The sequence below is a fragment of the Hydrogenophaga sp. 2FB genome (genome assembly GCF_005503365.1).
Classification (GTDB): domain Bacteria; phylum Pseudomonadota; class Gammaproteobacteria; order Burkholderiales; family Burkholderiaceae_C; genus Hydrogenophaga.
The window spans coordinates 173,706-190,419 of record NZ_SCML01000003.1 but is presented as its reverse complement, the minus strand read 5'-3'; the positions used below and the strand labels follow the sequence as shown (position 1 = coordinate 190,419).

Annotated in this window: 15 protein-coding genes; 10 read left to right on the top strand and 5 right to left on the bottom strand. The window is 67.0% G+C overall.

The genetic code is table 11. From position 1 onward, the window contains the following. Positions 1–176 precede the first annotated feature (176 nt). Both FFS09_RS03140 and FFS09_RS03135 read right to left on the bottom strand, forming a co-directional pair. On the bottom strand, positions 177–1,163 hold the full coding sequence (locus tag FFS09_RS03140) for a Bug family tripartite tricarboxylate transporter substrate binding protein (RefSeq protein WP_137917405.1): 987 nt from the start codon (positions 1,161–1,163) through the stop codon (positions 177–179). A gap of 62 nt (positions 1,164–1,225) precedes the next feature. Next, on the bottom strand, positions 1,226–2,302 hold the full coding sequence (locus FFS09_RS03135) for an LLM class flavin-dependent oxidoreductase (protein ID WP_137917404.1): 1,077 nt from the start codon (positions 2,300–2,302) through the stop codon (positions 1,226–1,228). Between the two features lie 112 nt (positions 2,303–2,414). Here FFS09_RS03135 and FFS09_RS03130 point away from each other — a divergent pair, with 112 nt between their 5' ends. Then, on the top strand, positions 2,415–3,371 hold the full coding sequence (locus FFS09_RS03130) for a LysR family transcriptional regulator (protein ID WP_137917403.1): 957 nt from the start codon (positions 2,415–2,417) through the stop codon (positions 3,369–3,371). Here FFS09_RS03130 and FFS09_RS03125 read toward each other — a convergent pair whose 3' ends face one another. Beyond that, entirely contained in the window at positions 3,372–4,247 is an 876-nt protein-coding gene (locus FFS09_RS03125; RefSeq protein ID WP_137917402.1) for an SMP-30/gluconolactonase/LRE family protein, read from the bottom strand. 389 nt (positions 4,248–4,636) lie between these two features. Here FFS09_RS03125 and FFS09_RS03120 point away from each other — a divergent pair, with 389 nt between their 5' ends. The 9 genes from FFS09_RS03120 to FFS09_RS03080 are packed head-to-tail and all read left to right on the top strand — an operon-like array spanning position 4,637 to position 14,254. Next, positions 4,637–5,407, top strand: a complete 771-nt coding sequence (locus tag FFS09_RS03120; RefSeq protein WP_137917401.1) for an enoyl-CoA hydratase/isomerase family protein — start codon at positions 4,637–4,639, stop codon at positions 5,405–5,407. A gap of 7 nt (positions 5,408–5,414) precedes the next feature. After that, on the top strand, positions 5,415–7,556 hold the full coding sequence (locus FFS09_RS03115; protein ID WP_137917400.1) for an acetate--CoA ligase family protein: 2,142 nt from the start codon (positions 5,415–5,417) through the stop codon (positions 7,554–7,556). An 8-nt stretch (positions 7,557–7,564) separates the two neighbouring features. Next, a complete protein-coding gene (locus FFS09_RS03110) occupies positions 7,565–8,767 on the top strand; it encodes an acyl-CoA dehydrogenase family protein (RefSeq protein ID WP_137917399.1) in 1,203 nt (400 codons plus the stop codon). A gap of 1 nt (position 8,768) precedes the next feature. Further along, positions 8,769–9,731, top strand: a complete 963-nt coding sequence (locus FFS09_RS03105) for an acyl-CoA dehydrogenase family protein (protein WP_137917398.1) — start codon at positions 8,769–8,771, stop codon at positions 9,729–9,731. 17 nt (positions 9,732–9,748) lie between these two features. Then, entirely contained in the window at positions 9,749–10,507 is a 759-nt protein-coding gene (locus FFS09_RS03100; protein ID WP_137917397.1) for an SDR family NAD(P)-dependent oxidoreductase, read from the top strand. A gap of 25 nt (positions 10,508–10,532) precedes the next feature. Next, positions 10,533–11,483, top strand: coding sequence for a tripartite tricarboxylate transporter substrate binding protein (locus tag FFS09_RS03095; protein WP_137917396.1), 951 nt, complete (start codon positions 10,533–10,535; stop codon positions 11,481–11,483). 11 nt (positions 11,484–11,494) lie between these two features. Next, a complete protein-coding gene (locus FFS09_RS03090) occupies positions 11,495–12,700 on the top strand; it encodes an SDR family oxidoreductase (protein ID WP_137917395.1) in 1,206 nt (401 codons plus the stop codon). Beyond that, a complete protein-coding gene (locus FFS09_RS03085; protein WP_137917394.1) occupies positions 12,697–13,449 on the top strand; it encodes a carboxymuconolactone decarboxylase family protein in 753 nt (250 codons plus the stop codon). Before FFS09_RS03090 ends, FFS09_RS03085 begins: the two co-directional genes overlap by 4 nt. Positions 13,450–13,477: 28 nt before the next feature. Beyond that, positions 13,478–14,254, top strand: coding sequence for an enoyl-CoA hydratase/isomerase family protein (locus FFS09_RS03080; protein ID WP_137917393.1), 777 nt, complete (start codon positions 13,478–13,480; stop codon positions 14,252–14,254). A gap of 22 nt (positions 14,255–14,276) precedes the next feature. On the opposite strand, the gene FFS09_RS03075 is transcribed toward FFS09_RS03080, so the two are convergent. Continuing rightward, entirely contained in the window at positions 14,277–15,614 is a 1,338-nt protein-coding gene (locus FFS09_RS03075; protein ID WP_137917392.1) for a sulfatase family protein, read from the bottom strand. Continuing rightward, a complete protein-coding gene (locus FFS09_RS03070) occupies positions 15,607–16,596 on the bottom strand; it encodes a Bug family tripartite tricarboxylate transporter substrate binding protein (protein ID WP_171019846.1) in 990 nt (329 codons plus the stop codon). Before FFS09_RS03070 ends, FFS09_RS03075 begins: the two co-directional genes overlap by 8 nt. Positions 16,597–16,714: the final 118 nt, after the last annotated feature.

Below are 16,714 nucleotides of genomic sequence, written 5' to 3'. Positions count from 1 at the left end.
AGACGGTGCTGGCGGGAATACGGCACATGCGCGGTTCAGTCCTGCAGAAATAGCAGGAGTGGCCTGCGGCTCCCTCCCCCTCTGGGGAAGGCGCAAAGAAAAAACCCCGGGGAGCGACGCCTCACACAGAGGCATCACCGTCCCGGGGTTCACAGCCTGGCGCAGGCTGGGTGTGTTTACTTTTCCTTCAGGTTGGCCGCGATGGCCAGGCCCTGCCAGATCTTGGCATCCTTCTTGATCTCGTCCGCGTACTGCTTGGCCGTGCGCTTGGGCGGCACCACCATGTTCTGGCCTTCGATGCGCTTGCGCACTTCGTCGGACAGCTGCACGCGGTTGATCTCCTCGGCGAGCCGGTCGACGATGGCCTGCGGCGTGCCCGACGGCGCAAAGATGCCGTACCAGCCATCGGCCTCGAACTTGTAGCCCTGTTCGGCCAGCGTCGGCAGGTCTTGCGTCGCGGGCCAGCGCTGCGAGCCCGTCTGGCCCAGTCCCACCATGCGGCCGTCGCGCATGTGCGGAATGGGCGAAGCGATGTCCATGAAGCCCACGCCGATGTTGTTGGAGATGATGTCGGTCGCTTCGGACACGAGCGTCTTGTAGGCCACGTGCGGCATGTCCAGACCGTAGTGGGCCTTGATGCCTTCCATGGCCAGGTGGCCCGAAGACCCGTTGCCCCACGAACCGTACGAGAGCTTGCCGGGGTTGGCCTTGGCGTAGGCCACCATGTCGGCCAGGTTCTTGAAGCCAGTGGACGGATTGGCCACCAGCAGGATGCCGGCCGCGCCGACCTGGGCAACCGGCGTCAGGTCCTTCTCCGTGTTGTACGGCATCTTGGCGATCATCACCGGGTTGATCAGGATCGCCGACGAGGGCGCGAACAGCAGCGTGTAGCCATCGCCCGCGGCCTTGGCCACGGTGTCGCATGCGATCAGTCCGTTCGCGCCGGGTTTGGGTTCGACCACCACCGGTTGCCCCAACACTTTCTGCAGGGGCGTGCCGATCAGGCGGGCAAAGATGTCACCGCCCGCACCGGCCGAGCCGGCCACCACCAGGCGGATCGGGCGCGAAGGCCAGTCACCGGTATTGGCCTGGGCCTTGATACCCGCGCCGAGCAAAAGGCTGCTCATCAGCACGGTGCGGCGTTGGATTGGGAAGTTGTTCATGCAGGTCTCCTGTTTCTATGGGAAGCAAAGGGTCAAAAATCAAAAGGGGAGGTGCGGTGAAATCAGGCGGCAACCTCCGAAGTTTTCGTGTGGCGGCGCAGCTCCTTCTGGATCGCGGGGATGATTTTTTCGCCCCACAGTTCGATCTGCCTGAGCATGGTCTTCTGGTCGAAGTCGCCCAGTTGCGTCTGCAGCGCGATGTGCTTCGGTTTCAGGATGCTGATCTCTTCGAGCATCTTGTCGATCACCTGGTTCACCGAACCCACCGGCAGGTTCTGGCGCAGTTGCTCGAAGGTCGGGTCCGTCGCCGACGGCACTTCCTTGACCATGTAGCCGTCGTCCGATTGCGCACGGCGGAACTTCAGGCTCTCCGAGATGCGCCGCTGGAAACGCGCGCAGTCGAGGTACGCATCGATCTCGGCCTGGTTGTCCGAGGCGTACGCGCAGCGCAGGAAGCCGAACTTCACGTCCTCGTCGAGGTCCTTGCCGTTGTCGCTGGCCACCTTGTCCAGGCGGGCGCGCAACTCGCTGATCGCCGCGTTGCCGTTGAGCAAGGCGGTGACGAACAGGTTGTGCCCTTCGCGCACGCCGCGGCCCAGGGCCACCGGGTTGCCCGAGGTGATCCAGATGGGCGGCATCGGGCTTTGCACCGGGCGCACGGCAATCGAACTCGGGGGCAGCTTGAGGAATTGTCCGTCGTACTCCACGATCTTCTGCGTCAGCCCCTTGGGAAGGATGTCGAGGAACTCGTTGTAGATCGCGGGCGCGTCGGCGATCTTCACGCCAAAGCGCTCGAACTCGAACTCCTGGTAGCCCGAGCCCACGCCCAGGTCCAGGCGGCCGTTGGAGACGGTGTCGGCAAAGCCCACCTCGGCCAGGAAACGCGCGGGGTGGTACAGCGGCAGAATGCACACCGCCGTGCCCAGGCGGATGCGCTGCGTCTTGGCCGCCATGTGCGCCACCATCATCAGCGGCGAGGGCGAGAGCGAGTAGTTGTTGAAGTGGTGCTCGGCGTACCACGCGCTGTTGAAGCCGGCCTGCTCGGCCACCACGGTCTGCTCGATCGAGTTCTGGATGACCTGCTGCGAAGTCTGGTGGTAGCCTCGTTGCTGGGCCAGAATGAATACGCCAAATTCCATGTCGTGTCTCCGTCGAAAAGCTGCCCTGCACGGGCCAACGGATACTAGGCGCGACACCCGGCATTCGGTATCTCGGAATCAGCCGATCTGTACTGCGTAAATTGGAGGACTCATGGACAGATTGCGCGCCATGGAACTGTTTTCGTCGATCGCTCACACGCGGAATTTCTCCGAGACGGCACGCCGTTTCGGCATCTCGGCCACCGCCGTCTCGCGCATGATCACCGACATCGAAAACGAGCTGAAGGTCAAGCTGCTGCTGCGCTCGACGCGCCAGGTGGCGCTGACCGAATCGGGCCAGGAATACGCGCGCCAGCTGGAAGACATTTTGTGGCGCATCAACGAGCTGCGCGACAACATCACCGCCATCAGCACCGCGCCGCAAGGGCGGCTGCACGTGCACTCGCGCACCATGTTCGGCCTGCGCGTGTTGCCACCGCTGATCGCCGACTTCCGCAAGCGCTACCCCGACATCCACATCGAGTTGACCGTGTCCGAAGCCCCGGTGGACCTGCGGCGCAACCAGATCGACATCGACTTCCGCATCTCCCCGCCGGTGGAGGCAGGCATCAAACGCCGCATGCTGTTCGTGAGCGAGCGCTACCTGGTGGCGTCGCCGGCTTACCTCGCCACCCGGCCGCCGCTGCAGAAGCCCGAGGACATCCTGGAGCACGACTGCCTCGGTTATCAGCTGCCGGGTGACGAGTACCTCTGGCGCTTCAAGCAGCAGGAGCACGTCAGCGAGATCACCTTCAAGCCCCGCCACATCAGCAACAACGGCATTGCCCTGCTGGAGCTGGCGCGCATGGGCGAAGGCTTTGCGCTGCTCGACGACTACACGGTGCACAACGACCTGCGCCAGGACCGGCTGGTGCGGGTGCTGCCGGACTACCGCATCAGCAACAAGGGATTCGACGAAGGCATGTACGCCACCATCCTGGACACGGCCATCGTCCCGGCCAAGATCCGCCTGTTCATGGACTTCGTCGCCGAGCACGTGGCGGGCCCCGAACGGCGGTTCTCCGCCCACAGCAAAGCCACCGGACTTGCCGCCGAGCCGAGCGCGTAACTAGAGAGGCATGCGGCACAGAGGCCGCGCCGCACCCTGAAAGCCCAAGCCGGTCACCTTGAGCACCGCGCCATCCAGCGGCCCCGAGGCGCTCAGGCGGCCGCTGTTGCTGATCGACGTGACGAACAGATCGGCCATCGACGGGCCACCAAAACACAGCGCACTCGGGTGGGTGAGCGGCAACGCAATCCTGTGCGTGAGCCGGCCCTGCAGGTCGTAGCGGGCCAGCGCGCCCGCGCGCACCAGGGCGGTCCACAAACCGCCCTCGCTGTCGAAGCAGCAGCCATCCGGCCCGGAGCCCTCGGCATCGGTCTGCACGAACACCTGCTTGTCGGCCAGCGTTCCGTCGCTCCCCAAGGCATAGGAATAGACGGTCTTGCTGGCGCTGTCGGCCACGCAGAAGCGCCCGCTGACCGGGCTCACACCGGGCCCGTTGGTGATGCCCAGGCCCTCGTCCAGTTTGCGCAGTTGCAGGTCGGTGCCGAGCCGGTACAGGCCACCCAGCGGCGGCTCGTCGGGCTCGCGGAACACGTGCATGGTGCCGACGACAAAGCTCCCGTCGGGCAGCGAGATGCCGTCGTTGAAGCGCAGGTCCGGGTGGCTCACGTCCAGGCGCGCGAGGGTGCGCAAGTGCCCGTTGGCCAGGTCCAGCGCGGCGATCGCCTCTTTCAGCGCCAGCACGATGCGGCCATCGTGGTTGAACGCGAACGAACCCAGCGGCGGCGGCACCTCGTGGCGCGAGGTGACCGCGCCCGTCTCCGGGTTCAGCGCATAGACCACGCCCGCGCGACAGTCCAGCAGCCACAACCGTCCGCCATGCCACACCGGGCACTCACCCAATTCGGTCTTCAATTCACCCAGCCGTTTGATTTCCATTGCCTCGATCCATTGATTAAATTCGAAGCCATTCATTTCAATCAGTAAATGGCTATTGAATTGCAACAAAGGCGATTTTCCAATTCATTGGAAACCCCTTTTTCAGCGTCATTATCGGCGCCCCACTCCTCTATGACACAGCCTCTCCGTCGGCGATTCCTTCAGTTTCTGCAGAACACAATCCCGGATTGAATGGAAATCAAATAAAGACCCGACTTCTATACTCGATCGGACCGTGCAGGCACTGAAAAGATTGGCGGAATTCCACCCCATCGCCTGGAGACAAAACACCCTTATTTCTCCAGATCGAACGGGGCCATTGGCCTTCGCAGTGTGCTGTCCTTTTGTGATCTGCGCCGCGGCAAGCGGACTTCTTATCGAGGTGGTGTATGAGCGAAAAATGGGTTCGTCTGGACGTCTCCGACGGCGTGGGCCTGGTCACCATGGACCGCAAGCCGGTCAATGCCCTGAACCGGGAGATGCGCCGCCAGCTGGTCGCCACCTTCGACGAAATTTCCGAGCGCGAGGACATCCGTTGCGCCGTGCTGACCGGCGCCAACGGCGTGTTCTGCGCCGGCGCCGACCTGAAGGACCGCCCCAGCAGCGAGATCGCCGGCGACTTCCTGGACCACAACCGCATCACGCGCGAAACCGGCAACTCGATCCGCGAGTGCTCCAAGCCCGTGATCGCCGCGGTCAATGGCGTGGCGCTGGGCGCGGGCTTCGGCCTGGCGGCGGCGTGCGACATCCTCTACGCCTCCGAGAACGTCACCGTCGGCATGCCCGAGATCAACGTCGGCCTGGCCGGTGGCGCCTCCATGTTGAAGACCTTGTTCGGCCGCTCCACGCTGCGCCGCATGTTCTTCACCGGCCAGCGCCTGACGGCGCACGACCTGCTCAAGCGCAACGTGATCGAGGACGTGCTGTCGGAAGCCGACCTGCTGCCCGTGACGATGGCGCTGGCGCGCGAAATCGCGTCCAAGGCGCCGCTGGCGGTGGCCTATGCCAAGCGCGCCGCCAACATGGTGGACCTGATGCCCCAGCGCGATGCCTACCGCTTCGAGCAGGAGTTCACCGTGGCCCTGTCGAAGACCGAAGACGCCCGCGAAGCGCGCACCGCCTTCCTGGAAAAGCGCGCCCCGGTGTTCAAGGGACGGTGAGCACAACATGTTGACCCAGGTTCAAGCAGCCCCGGGCGCCGGGCTCGACGCGTTCTTCAACGCCACGGGCGTGGCCGTGATCGGCGCCTCCGACGACATCACCAAGATCGGCGGGCGGCCGGTGCAGCTGCTGCGCAAGTATGGCTACGCTGGCGCGATCTATCCGATCAACCCCAAGGGCGGCACCATCCAGGGCCTGCTGGCCTACGCCTCGATCCTCGACACGCCCACGGCGCCGGACCTCGCCATCCTGGCCGTGCCGATGGAAGCCACGCTGCAGGCCGTGCGCGACTGCGCCACGCGCGGTGTGCGCGGCGCGATCGTGCTTTCGGCCGGGTTCGCCGAAGCCGGCCCCGAAGGCGCGGCCGTGCAGGCCGAGATGGTCCGCGTGGCGCGCAGCCACGGCATGCGCCTGCTGGGCCCGAACTGCCTGGGCGCTGTGAACGTGGTGGACAAGCTGGTCGGCTCGTTCTCCATCGCGCTGGAACAGAACATGCCGCCCGTGGGGCAAGTGGGCATCGTCTCGCAGTCGGGCAACATCGGCAGCTTCACCATGAGCAACATGGCCCAGCGCGGGCTGGGTGTGAGCCGCTTCATCGCCACCGGCAACGAAGCCGACGTGGACGTGGCCGATGGCATCGCCTCGCTGGCGCAAGACCCCGACACGCGCATCATCCTGTGCTGCATGGAAACCTGCCGCGATGCGGCTCGGCTGATCACCGCGCTGGACCTCGCGCGCCAGCACCACAAGCCGGTCATCGCGCTCAAGATCGGCTCCACCGAACAAGGCCAGGCCGCCGCCGCCTCGCACACCGGCGCGCTCACCGGTTCGGACGCGGTGTTCGACGCCGTCTTCCGCCGCTACGGCGTGCTGCGCGTGCGCTCGTTCGAAGACCTGCTGAACGTGGGCCACGCCGCCGCCCTGCTGGGCACCGGGCGCCTGCCTGCCCACGACGCCGTCACGCTGGTCGCCGCCTCGGGGGGCTTCGGCATCATGATGGCCGACGCGATGGTGGAAGAAGGCCTGACCCTGCCGCAACTCGACGACAGCACGAAGCAGCTGATCCGCGAAGCCGTGCCCAACGCCGGCACCAACAACCCGGTGGACGCCTCGGCCCAGATGTCGGCCCGGCCGGACATCCTGTTGAAGATGCTGACCGCGCTGCAGAGCGATTCCAACGGCAGCACGCTGGTGCTGCTGCTGGCGCTCTCGCTGTACAACCCGCGCCTGCGTGGCGTGTACCTGGAGGCGCTGTCGAAGATCCGCCAGAGCCACCCCGACCGCCTGATGGTCCTCATCAGCCAGGGACCGGCCGATGCAGTGGCCGAGATCAACGCGCTGGGCATTCCGGTGTTCCCGAGCATTCCCGCGGCGGCCAGTGGTCTCAAAGGCCTGGTCACCCTCGGCCAGCTCACCGCGCTGCCGACGGCCCCGGCCTACGGCGGCCCCGTCGACCGTGTGGACCCCGCCGTGTTCCGCAACGAGTTCCACGCCAAGCAGGCGCTGGCCGCTGCCGGCATTTCGGTGCCGCGCGAAGCAGTGGTGACCTCGGCCGACGACGCCGTGCGCAGCGCGCAGGCCACGGGTTACCCGGTGGTGCTCAAGATCGCGTCGGAAGACATCGCGCACAAGACCGAAATCGGTGGCGTGGCGCTGAACCTGCAGGACGACGGCGCGGTGCGCGAAGCGTTCGATCGACTGATGGCCAACGCGAAGCAGCACGCACCGCAGGCGCGCCTGGACGGCGTGCTGGTCGCGCCCATGGTGCGCGGCGGTGTGGAACTGATCGCCGGTGTCTCGCGCGACCCGGTGTTCGGCCCGGTCGTGATGGTGGGCATGGGCGGCATCTACGCCGAGATCCTCAAGGACGTCGCGGTGCAGGTGGCCCCCGTCTCCGAAGACGAGGCCCTGCGCATGATCCGCAGCCTCAAGCTGTTCCCGCTGCTCGATGGCGCGCGCGGCCAGGCCAAGGCCGACGTGGTGGCCGCCGCCCGCACGGTGGCGCAGCTCTCCGAGTTCGCGTGCCGCCACGCCGCCGATGTCGCCGAGATCGACATGAACCCCATCCTCGTCAAGCCCGAGGGCCAGGGCGTGCTCGTGCTCGACGCGCTCATGGTCCCGACGGCTGGCCACCCCTCTGCACATTGAGGCCTCACATGCACATGGAAAAAAACCCGGCCATTCCGGACCCTGCGGCAGGCCCGTCGGTCTACCGCGACTATGCGCGCCAGTGGCTGCGCACCCACCTGCCCGCGCACATGCGCGCGGACAGCCTCGACTACCGCACGCCCACGCTGAACGAGTGCCGCGACTGGGAAGCGTCGATGTACGACGCGGGCCTGGCCGGCATGACCTGGCCCAAGGCCTATGGCGGCCTGGGCCTGACGCTGCGCGAGCACCTCGCGGTGAACAAGGAAGTGGGCGCGCTGGCCATGCCCGAGAGCGTGAGCTCGATCGGCAAGGAGCTGGCCGGCCCCATCATCCAGACCGTGGGCACGGAAGAACAGAAGCAGCTGTTCCTGCCGCGCATCCTCGCCATCCAGGACTACTGGTGCCAGGGCTTCTCCGAGCCCGACGCGGGCTCGGACCTCGCGCGCCTGCGCACCAAGGCCACGCCGGAAGGCGACAGCTGGCGCATCAATGGCCAGAAGATCTGGACCAGCGGCGCGGCCAAGGCGCAATACTGCCTGCTGCTCACGCGCACCGGCACGGTGGCCGACAAGCACCGCGGCATGCTGATGTTCGCCGTGCCCATGAACACGCCCGGCATCCGCGTGGTGCCCATCAAGTCCATCGACGGCAAGGACTCGTTCGCCGAGGTCTTCTTCGACAACGTGGTGGTGCCCGACAGCGCGCGCCTGGGCGAGCCGGACGAGGGCTGGAACGCCGCCATCCGCGTGTTGTCGATCGAACGCGCGACCAACCGCATGTACCGCGCCTGGCGCTTCGACTGCGAGCTGCGCCAGCTCATCGCCGCATGCAAGTCCGACCCGCAACTCGCGAAGCTGCTCGACGACGGCCACACCCAGCGCCGCATCGGCGACGTGGTGGGCGAGATCGACGCACTCAAGGGGCTGGTGGGGCGCACGGTGGAGCAGCTGATGGCGGGCAAGAGCATCGGTGCCCGCGGCTCGCTCACGAAACTCTATTGGTCGGAGTGCCACCAGGCCTTCATGGGCCTGGCGCTGTCGCTCGTGTCGCACGTGACGCCACGTTCCAGCGCGCTGGCGCAACGCGCGAAGAAACATTTCTCCACCGCCTACCTGTACGCGCGCGCCGAAACCATCTACGCCGGCACCACCGAGGTGCAGCTGGACATCATCGCGCAACGCATCATGAATTTGCCGAAGGACCTCTGAGATGAGCACGTCAGACAACGATCTCAAGCCCGAAGAGTTTGGCCAGGCGGCGGCTGCGGCCATCGCCGATGCGCAGACGCACAGCTTGCGCGAAGCCGGCCAGGTGCTCGCCAATGCCGGCCTGTGTGGCGTGTGCGCCGCCGAAGACGCGGGCGGCCTGGCGCTGGGCATCGAATTCGCCCTGCCCATCGTGGCCGAGGCGGGCAAGCTGCGCCTGCAATGGCCCTTGCTCGAAACCATTCTGGTCGCGCAGGCGCTCGGCGGCTCGCCGCTGGCCGCCGAGCTCGTGAGCGGTGCGCGCGTGGCCACCTGGGCGCTGCAAGGCAGTCTGAAGGACGGGTTCGCGGGCCACGCCCGCCACGCATCCCACTGCGACTGGGTACTGGTGGCCGACGGCGAAGGCGGTGCTGCGTTGGTGGACCTGGCCTCGGTCGAGATCCAGAACGATCTCGCGCTAGACCCGGAGCACCCCCAATCGTGGCTGGTGCTCGACAACGCCAAGGTGCGGGCCACGCTCGACGCCGACGCCTTCGCCACCTTGCAGCGCGACAGCCACATCCTGATCGCCGGCTGGGCCAACGGCGCGGCCGAAGGCGCCTTGACCACCACGGCCGACTACATGGCCACGCGCGTGCAGTTCGGCCGTCCGCTCTCGGCCAAACAGGCGGTGCGCCACCTGCTGGCCCGCATGCGCCTGTTGCAGGAAGCGTCCAACGCCGGCATCGAACGCGTGCTCTCCACCGACGAATACGGCAGCGTGCGCCGCACCCGGCCGGTGCTGGCCAACACCCTGGCCAACGCGGCCTTCGTCCTGGAAAAGGCCATCCACCTGCACGGCGGCATGGGCTTCACCTGGGAGCTGCCCCTGCACTATGCGCTGCGCGAAGTGCGCAAGTTCGACGCGGCCTTCGGCTCGGGCGCCCTCGCCCAGCAGAACGGCCTCGACTTCATCCAGTCCGTGTGACACCCCCAGGAAAAGCAATGAACCAGGATCTGCTCGGCCGCGTGGCCCTCATCACCGGCGCCGGCGCCGGCATCGGCAAGGAAACCGCCTTGCAAATGGCGGCGCGTGGCGCCACCGTGTGCGTGAACGACCTCAAGGAAGAACTCGTCACCCCCGTGGTGCACGAGATCACGGCGCACGGTGGCAAAGCCTTTTCCATCGTGCAGAACATCGCCAGCCGCGAAGGCATTCGCGATGCGATCCGGCGCTCGTTCGAACTCGGCGGGCGCTTTGACATTCTGGTCAACAACGCCGCCTGGGTGCGCTACCAGGCCATCCCCGACATCGCGCCCGAGACCATCGACCGCATGCTCGACGTCGGCTTCAAGTCCGTCATCTGGAGCCTGCAGGAAGCCGTGGCGGTGATGGACCCCGTGCGCGGTGGATCGATCGTGAACGTGGCCTCGGTGGCGGCGCTGCGCTCGGCCGCCAACTCGGTCGTGTACTCCGGCATCAAGGCGGCCATCCTGGGCGTGACCCGCGCGGCGGCCGCCGAGCTCGGCGCGCGCAACATCCGCGTGAACGCCGTGTGCCCCTCGGCCGTGCCCACCGAAGGCACGCAGCGCAACCGCGACGCCGAGCGCGACGCCAACCGCATTGCGCGCACCCCCCTGGGCCGCCTAGGCACGGTGGAAGACATCGCCCGCAGCATCTGCTTTCTCGCTGGCGACGACGCCGGCTTCATCACGGCGCAAGCCCTCACGGTGGATGGCGGCATCACGCTGACCAACATCTGATCGACATTCAACGGAGACACACGAGATGAACTTCAAGCAAGCAACGCAGGCGCTGGTGTGCGCCATGGCCCTCACGGCGAGCCTGGCCCAGGCGGCCTACCCGGACCGCACCATTCAACTCACCGCACCTTACGGCGCGGGCGGCTCATCGGACGGCATCGCGCGGGAGTTCGCCAACCTGCTCTCGACCGAACTCAAACAGACCGTGGTGGTGATGAACCAGCCGGGCGCCGCGGGCACGCTGCAGCTGCGCAACCTGCAGCGCGCCAAACCCGACGGCTACACGATTGGTCTGTACTCCTACAGCACGGTCACCTTCACTTCGCAGCTCATGAACGTGCCCTACAAGCGCGAGGACTTCACCTTGCTGGGCGGCCTGGCCGAATTCAGCTACGGCATCGTGGCCGCCGCGGACTCGCCGATCAACAACGCCAAGGACCTGGTCAACCAGTCGAAGACCGCCAAGGGCGTGTTCTTCGGCGTGACGGGCGCGCCCAACAACTTCCCGTTCCTGAAAATGCAGAAGATGACCGGTGGCAAGTTCGACCAGGTCACCTACAAGTCCTCGGCGGAATCGGTCATGGCCGCGCTGGGCAAGCAGATCGATGTGGCCCTGCAAGGCCCGTCGGAGTACGCCGAGCTGGTCAAGGCCGGCAAGATGAAAGTCATTGCTTCGGCCAGCGATTCCCGGCTGCCGTGGTTCCCGAACGTGCCCACGCTCAAGGAGCAGGGCTACGACGTCGGCATCACCGGCAAGCTCGGCATCGCAGCTTCCAAGGGCCTGCCCGACGACGTGAGAAAGACGCTGGAAGCGGCCATCCACAAAGTGGTGTCGGGTCAGAAGTTCAAGGACTTCGTGGCCAACGAGTACGGCATCATGAATTACCCCGCGAGCAGCGCCGAGTTCACGAAGGTGATCGACGATGGTTTTGGCCTCATGCGCGACATGATCCAGACCTACGACATCAAGAACTGACGCACGAAGACATGCAGACGGTTCTGATCACGGGTGCCGCGTCCGGCATCGGGCGCGACACCGCGCGCCTGTTTGCCCGCGCGGGCTGGCAATGCGTGCTGGTCGATCACAACGAGAAGGCCTTGCGCGAGGTGGGCCACAGCCTGCCGACGCCCACCTCGGCCGCGCACGTGCTGCGCACCATCGACCTCACCGACGCGCACCAGATCGCCTCGCTGCGCGAAGGCACACCGGCGCTGGATGCCATCCTCAACAACGCCGGCATGTCCGACGCCTCCAACACACCGCTGGTGGAGCAGGACCCGGCGCAGATGGGCCGCCTGCTCGCGCTCAACCTGGCCGCGCCCGCGGCCGTGGTCGATGCGTGCGCACCGCTGCTCAAGCCGGGCGCGCGCATCGTGAACGTGTCGTCGGGCGCGGGCCTGCACGCCATCCCCTGGCGCGGCGCGTACAGCCCGAGCAAGGCCGGGTTGATCGCGCAGACCCGCGCCCTGGCGCGGGCACGGCCGGACTGGTGCGCGGTGGTTCTCTGCCCGGGCTTTGTGCGCACGGAACTGGTCGCCGGGCTGATCGAGGCCGGGCGCATTCCGCCCGAACGCGCCGTGGCCAAGATCCCGCTCGGCCGCATGGCCGCGCCAGAAGAAATGGCGCAGGCGCTTTTCTTTCTGGGGAGCACCGGCGCGGCGCCGCTCAGCGGAGAAATCCTGGCGGTGAACGGCGGCTCGTCGATTTACGGCGGCAGCCAGGCCTTTGCGCCAGCCACGCTCGAGACGCTGCCCTCGGACTTGCCGACGCGGCTCGAGGTGGCGGGCGACGACAGCGCGCACTGGCAGCCCGTGGCGCCCACCACGTCGACAGAACCCCACTACCCTGCCTGCCTGGACATTTCGCCGCTGCACCGCGACGGCGGCCGCTTGCAGGCGGTGCACGAGGCCGCCATCCGCTTTGCCGCGCGCCATGCACAACAAGCGAGCCTGACCTTGCTGCTGCGGCCCGACCGGGACGGCCATTGGCAGGACGCGGGCGACGGCGCCGCGGCACGCATGCTGGTTGCGACGCTCGCGTGCGAATGGGGCAGCCGCGCGCTGCGCATCAACGCGCTGGAAGTGCCGCAGGGGCTGGACCCTCGAACCTTGCACCCGCTGCTGCGGTTCGTGAGCGGACCCGCCGCCCAGTACCTGACGGGGCAAACCCTGGTGTGCCGAGGCCTGCGATGAGCACCCCACCCGGCACCACCGAAGCGGCGCGCGCGCAGATCAAGGCCTATTTCATGGCGCAGCGCGGCTACTGGCGGCCCTGGGCCGAGACCATGCTGCAGGCCTGCCCCTCGTTCGTGGAACAGTACGCGCGCTATGCCGGCCATCCCGCGCGCACGGGTCCCCTGACCGAGCGCATGGTGGAACTGATCTACGTGGCGCTCGATGCCTCGTCGTCGCATCTCTTCGAGTCCGGTCTTCAAACCCACATGAAGCGCGCCCTCGACGTCGGCGCGACGCAGGGCGACATCTTCGATGTGCTGCACCTCGTGGCGGTTCAGGGCGTCGCCAGCGTGTGCCAGGCCACCGACATCCTCGCCGAGCTGACCGGCGGTTCCGATGCGACCCCCATCGACGAGAAGCGCCAGGCGCGCATCGACCCGCTCGGCGCCCAACACGCGCTCGACCTGCGCGCCATGGCGCGGCTGGACCCTGGCTATACCGATGTGCTGCTCGACTTCATCGAACAAGGGCGTCCCGGTGCCGGACTGAGCCCCGCCGAGCGCAGTCTGGTCCAGCTCGCATTGCACGCCTGCTTCACGGCCTTCAACCCCGGCGCGGTGCGACACATCGTGAAGACGGCGCTGTCGCAAGGGCTCGCGTCGGCCGAACTGCTGCAGGCCATTCAACTGGGCGCTCACCTGGCCGTGCACGGCACCGCCCTGGGTGCCAACGTCTTCCGGCAAGTGGCCGGCACCGAGACGACCTGAGAAGTCTGAACCACCGAGGCCACCACACATGCCCGTTCTCCTCGACATGCGGGATGGCGTCGCCATCGTCACGTTGAACCGACCCGAAGCGATGAACGCCATCGATCCGGACATGCGCGCCGAACTGCGCCAGGTCTGGCGCCGGGTGTCGGAGGACGACACGGTCCGCTGCGCGGTGCTCACCGGCGCGGGCAGCACCGCCTTCTGCACCGGATCCGATCTCAAGAAAACCATGCCGCCGGCCGAGAGCTTCGCGCAACTGGCCTTCACGGGAACAGGCCAGGAACCGATGACCGCCGGCATGGACATGGACACCCCCATCGTCTGCGCCATCAACGGCCACGCCTTCGGCGGTGGCCTGGAACTCGCACTCGCCTGCGACATCCGGCTGGCGTCGACGAACGCCCAGTTCGCGCTGCCGGAAGTGCGGCTGGGCACCCTCCCGGCCGCGGGTGGCACGCAGCGTCTGCCGCGGCTGGTCAGCCCGTCCGATGCCATGATGATGCTGCTGACCGGTGACCGCTTCGGCGCGGTCGAGGCCCTTCGCATGGGGCTGGTGAGCGAGGTTCTGCCACCCGCCGAACTCATGGAGAGCGCACTCGCGATCGCGCGACGCATTGCGCAAAACGCGCCGCTCTCGGTGCGGGCGATCAAACGCCTGGTGCGCACCGGCCTGGAGATGCCCCTGGACAAGGCACTGCAGACGGAATACCACGTCTTCGGACTGCTCCGGGACACCGAAGACCGCATCGAAGGCCGGCGTGCCTTCCAGGAAAAACGCACCCCGGTCTACCGGGGACGCTGACGGCCACAGCCGCCAACGCCGCTCAACGCGCCGGCATGTCCTTCGCGGAATAGCCCAGGTGCACCGCCGCGTCCTCGGGGATCGGCGGTACGCTCTCGCTCCAGGTCTCCCAGTCCTCCCGCATCGCAGCCAGGCGCTGCAGGTCGCGCCCCGACTGGTTCGCGCGTTCACGCTCGTCCCGCGCCAGGTTGAACAGGTACTCGTGGCCATCGACCCGCAGGTACTTCCAGTCGCCTCGCCGCAGGGCCCGCTGCCCGCGGTGCTTCATGCGCCAGTACAGGGGTCGCTCGAAGACATGGTCCTGCTCGCGCAGCACCTGCAGCAGCGACACGCCGTCCAGCGGAAAGTCCGGATCGGGCGCCACATGCGCCGCGTCCAGCACCGTGGCCGACCAGTCCATCGTCATGCACTGCTGGACCGACACACCACCCGCGCGAACCGTGGAGGGCCAGTGCGCGATCCACGGCACGCGAATGCCGCCTTCGGTGAGGTCCATCTTGCCGCCCACGAGAGGCCAGCTGTCGGAGAAGCGTTCGCCACCGTTGTCGCTGGTGAAGATGACCAGTGTGTCGCGGTCCAGCCCGTGGCGGCGCAGGGCCTCCATGACCCAGCCGATCCCCTCGTCCATGTGGTGGATCATGCGGCGGTAGGTGTCCACGTTGCCGCCGTGCAGGTGGAACAGGTTGTCGCTCACCTCGGCGGAGACTTGTGCGTCGTCGCGCGTCTCCCAGGGCCAGTGCGGCGCCGTGTAGTGCATGCTGAGGAAAAAGGGCTGGCTGCGGTCTTGCGCCATGCGCTCGACATAGTCCACCGCGCGCCGGGAGATCAGGTCGGTGAGGTAGCCCTCTTCTTGCCGCTCTTCCTCACCGAACCACAGGTCGTGCGCGCCGCCCGAACTGCAATGGGTCCAGTAGTCGACACCGCCCGACATCGGGCCGAAGTATTCCTCGTAGCCCGAGCGCAAGGGGCCGAAGTGCGGCGGGTAGCCCAGGTGCCACTTGCCCATCAGCGCCGTGCGGTAGCCCGCGTTCTTCAGCAACGAGGCCACGGTCGGGTGTGAAGGCGGCAGCCCCAGCACGTTGCTGCTGCGCGTGCGGCTGCTGATCGGTTCGTCCGCGCCGCCACGCAGCCGGTACCGGTAGCGCGCCGTGGCCAGCGCGAAGCGCGTGGGCGAGCAGACGGGGGAGTTGGCGTAGCCCTGCGTGAAGCGCATGCCGGCGGCCGCGAGGCCGTCGAGCACCGGCGACACCGCGCCAAAGGACGCATCGCGCCCGCCGTAACAACCGAGATCGGCGAAACCCAGATCGTCGGCGACGATGAAGATGACGTTGGGGCGCGTGGCCCCAGTCTCCTCAGTCATTGGCGCGGAAGCCGGTGGCCTTCAAGACAGCGGCCCACCGGGCGGTTTCGGCGGCCAGGTCTTTTTCGAAGGCAGCGCCGCTTTCATCGGCCACCTCGAAGTTCTGCGCCTCCAGTTTCGTGCGCACGGACGCTTCGGCATGCGCCTTCTTGAAGGCGGCGAGGATGGTGTCCGATACCGCTTTCGGCACCGCCGCGGGCGCGAGCACGCCAAACCACACCGTCGTGGTCAGGTCGTTGAGGCCCAGCTCGGCCAGCGTGGGAACCTGCGGCAACGATGCCGTGCGCCGCGCACCGGTCACGGCCATCGGCACCAGCTTGCCGGCCTGGATTTGCGGGACCGCCATCGCCAGTTGCGTGAAGCCGAGCGGCACCTGGCCAGCGATCAGGTCGTTGACCTGTGGCGACGAGCCCTTGTAGGGGATGTGCACCATGTCGGCCTGGAGCTTTTCATTGAGCTGGTAGCCCAGGAAGTGCGACGGCGTGCCGGGACTGAAGGACGCGTACGGCACCTGTCCTTTGCGGCCAGCGATCCAGGTGCGCAGCTCGGCGTAGTTCTTCGCGCCCACCGACGGGTGCGTGACCAGCACCATCGGCGACTCCACGCCCTTCACCAAGGGACGGAAGTCGCTGAGCTTCCACTTCAGGTTCGGGTATGCGGCGGGGTTGATGGTCAACATCGACTGCGTACCGATCAGGAGCGTGTGGCCGTCCGCGGGCGCGCGCAGGACGATCTCCGCCGCGAGGTTGCCGTTGGCACCGGGCTTGTTGTCCACGATGAAGGTGCCGCCGGTCTGGCGGTTCAGCTGCTCCGCGATGATGCGCGCATAAATGTCGGGCGCGCTGCCGGCAGAGCTGCCCACCGTCAGCGTGACCGGTTTGCTGGGCCAGGTCTGGGCGTGGGCGGGCAGGACCGCGAGGCCGGCGACGGCGGCCAGAAGGGTGAGCGCCACGGCAGCGCGGCGGCGGTTGAGATGGGGCATGGATGTCTCCGGATGGCGCCAGCGCCCCCACGAAAATGGGTGCCGATCGAAAACCGCAAGGCTACTGTCGCGCGTGCTTGGGCACAATTGAAGATTCGACGGCGAGGTATTCCAGTTC

Excerpts from the sequence above, each read along its gene's own strand:
- FFS09_RS03070 (WP_171019846.1), bottom strand. The coding sequence starts at position 16,596 with ATGCCCCATCTCAACCGCCGCCGCGCTGCCGTGGCGCTCACCCTTCTG.
- FFS09_RS03090 (WP_137917395.1), top strand. The coding sequence starts at position 11,495 with ATGCAGACGGTTCTGATCACGGGTGCCGCGTCCGGCATCGGGCGCGAC.
- FFS09_RS03075 (WP_137917392.1), bottom strand. The coding sequence starts at position 15,614 with ATGACTGAGGAGACTGGGGCCACGCGCCCCAACGTCATCTTCATCGTC.
- FFS09_RS03140 (WP_137917405.1), bottom strand. The coding sequence starts at position 1,163 with ATGAACAACTTCCCAATCCAACGCCGCACCGTGCTGATGAGCAGCCTT.
- FFS09_RS03105 (WP_137917398.1), top strand. The coding sequence starts at position 8,769 with ATGAGCACGTCAGACAACGATCTCAAGCCCGAAGAGTTTGGCCAGGCG.
- FFS09_RS03085 (WP_137917394.1), top strand. The coding sequence starts at position 12,697 with ATGAGCACCCCACCCGGCACCACCGAAGCGGCGCGCGCGCAGATCAAG.
- FFS09_RS03125 (WP_137917402.1), bottom strand. The coding sequence starts at position 4,247 with ATGGAAATCAAACGGCTGGGTGAATTGAAGACCGAATTGGGTGAGTGC.
- FFS09_RS03120 (WP_137917401.1), top strand. The coding sequence starts at position 4,637 with ATGAGCGAAAAATGGGTTCGTCTGGACGTCTCCGACGGCGTGGGCCTG.
- FFS09_RS03095 (WP_137917396.1), top strand. The coding sequence starts at position 10,533 with ATGAACTTCAAGCAAGCAACGCAGGCGCTGGTGTGCGCCATGGCCCTC.
- FFS09_RS03130 (WP_137917403.1), top strand. The coding sequence starts at position 2,415 with ATGGACAGATTGCGCGCCATGGAACTGTTTTCGTCGATCGCTCACACG.
- FFS09_RS03110 (WP_137917399.1), top strand. The coding sequence starts at position 7,565 with ATGCACATGGAAAAAAACCCGGCCATTCCGGACCCTGCGGCAGGCCCG.
- FFS09_RS03115 (WP_137917400.1), top strand. The coding sequence starts at position 5,415 with ATGTTGACCCAGGTTCAAGCAGCCCCGGGCGCCGGGCTCGACGCGTTC.
- FFS09_RS03100 (WP_137917397.1), top strand. The coding sequence starts at position 9,749 with ATGAACCAGGATCTGCTCGGCCGCGTGGCCCTCATCACCGGCGCCGGC.
- FFS09_RS03135 (WP_137917404.1), bottom strand. The coding sequence starts at position 2,302 with ATGGAATTTGGCGTATTCATTCTGGCCCAGCAACGAGGCTACCACCAG.
- FFS09_RS03080 (WP_137917393.1), top strand. The coding sequence starts at position 13,478 with ATGCCCGTTCTCCTCGACATGCGGGATGGCGTCGCCATCGTCACGTTG.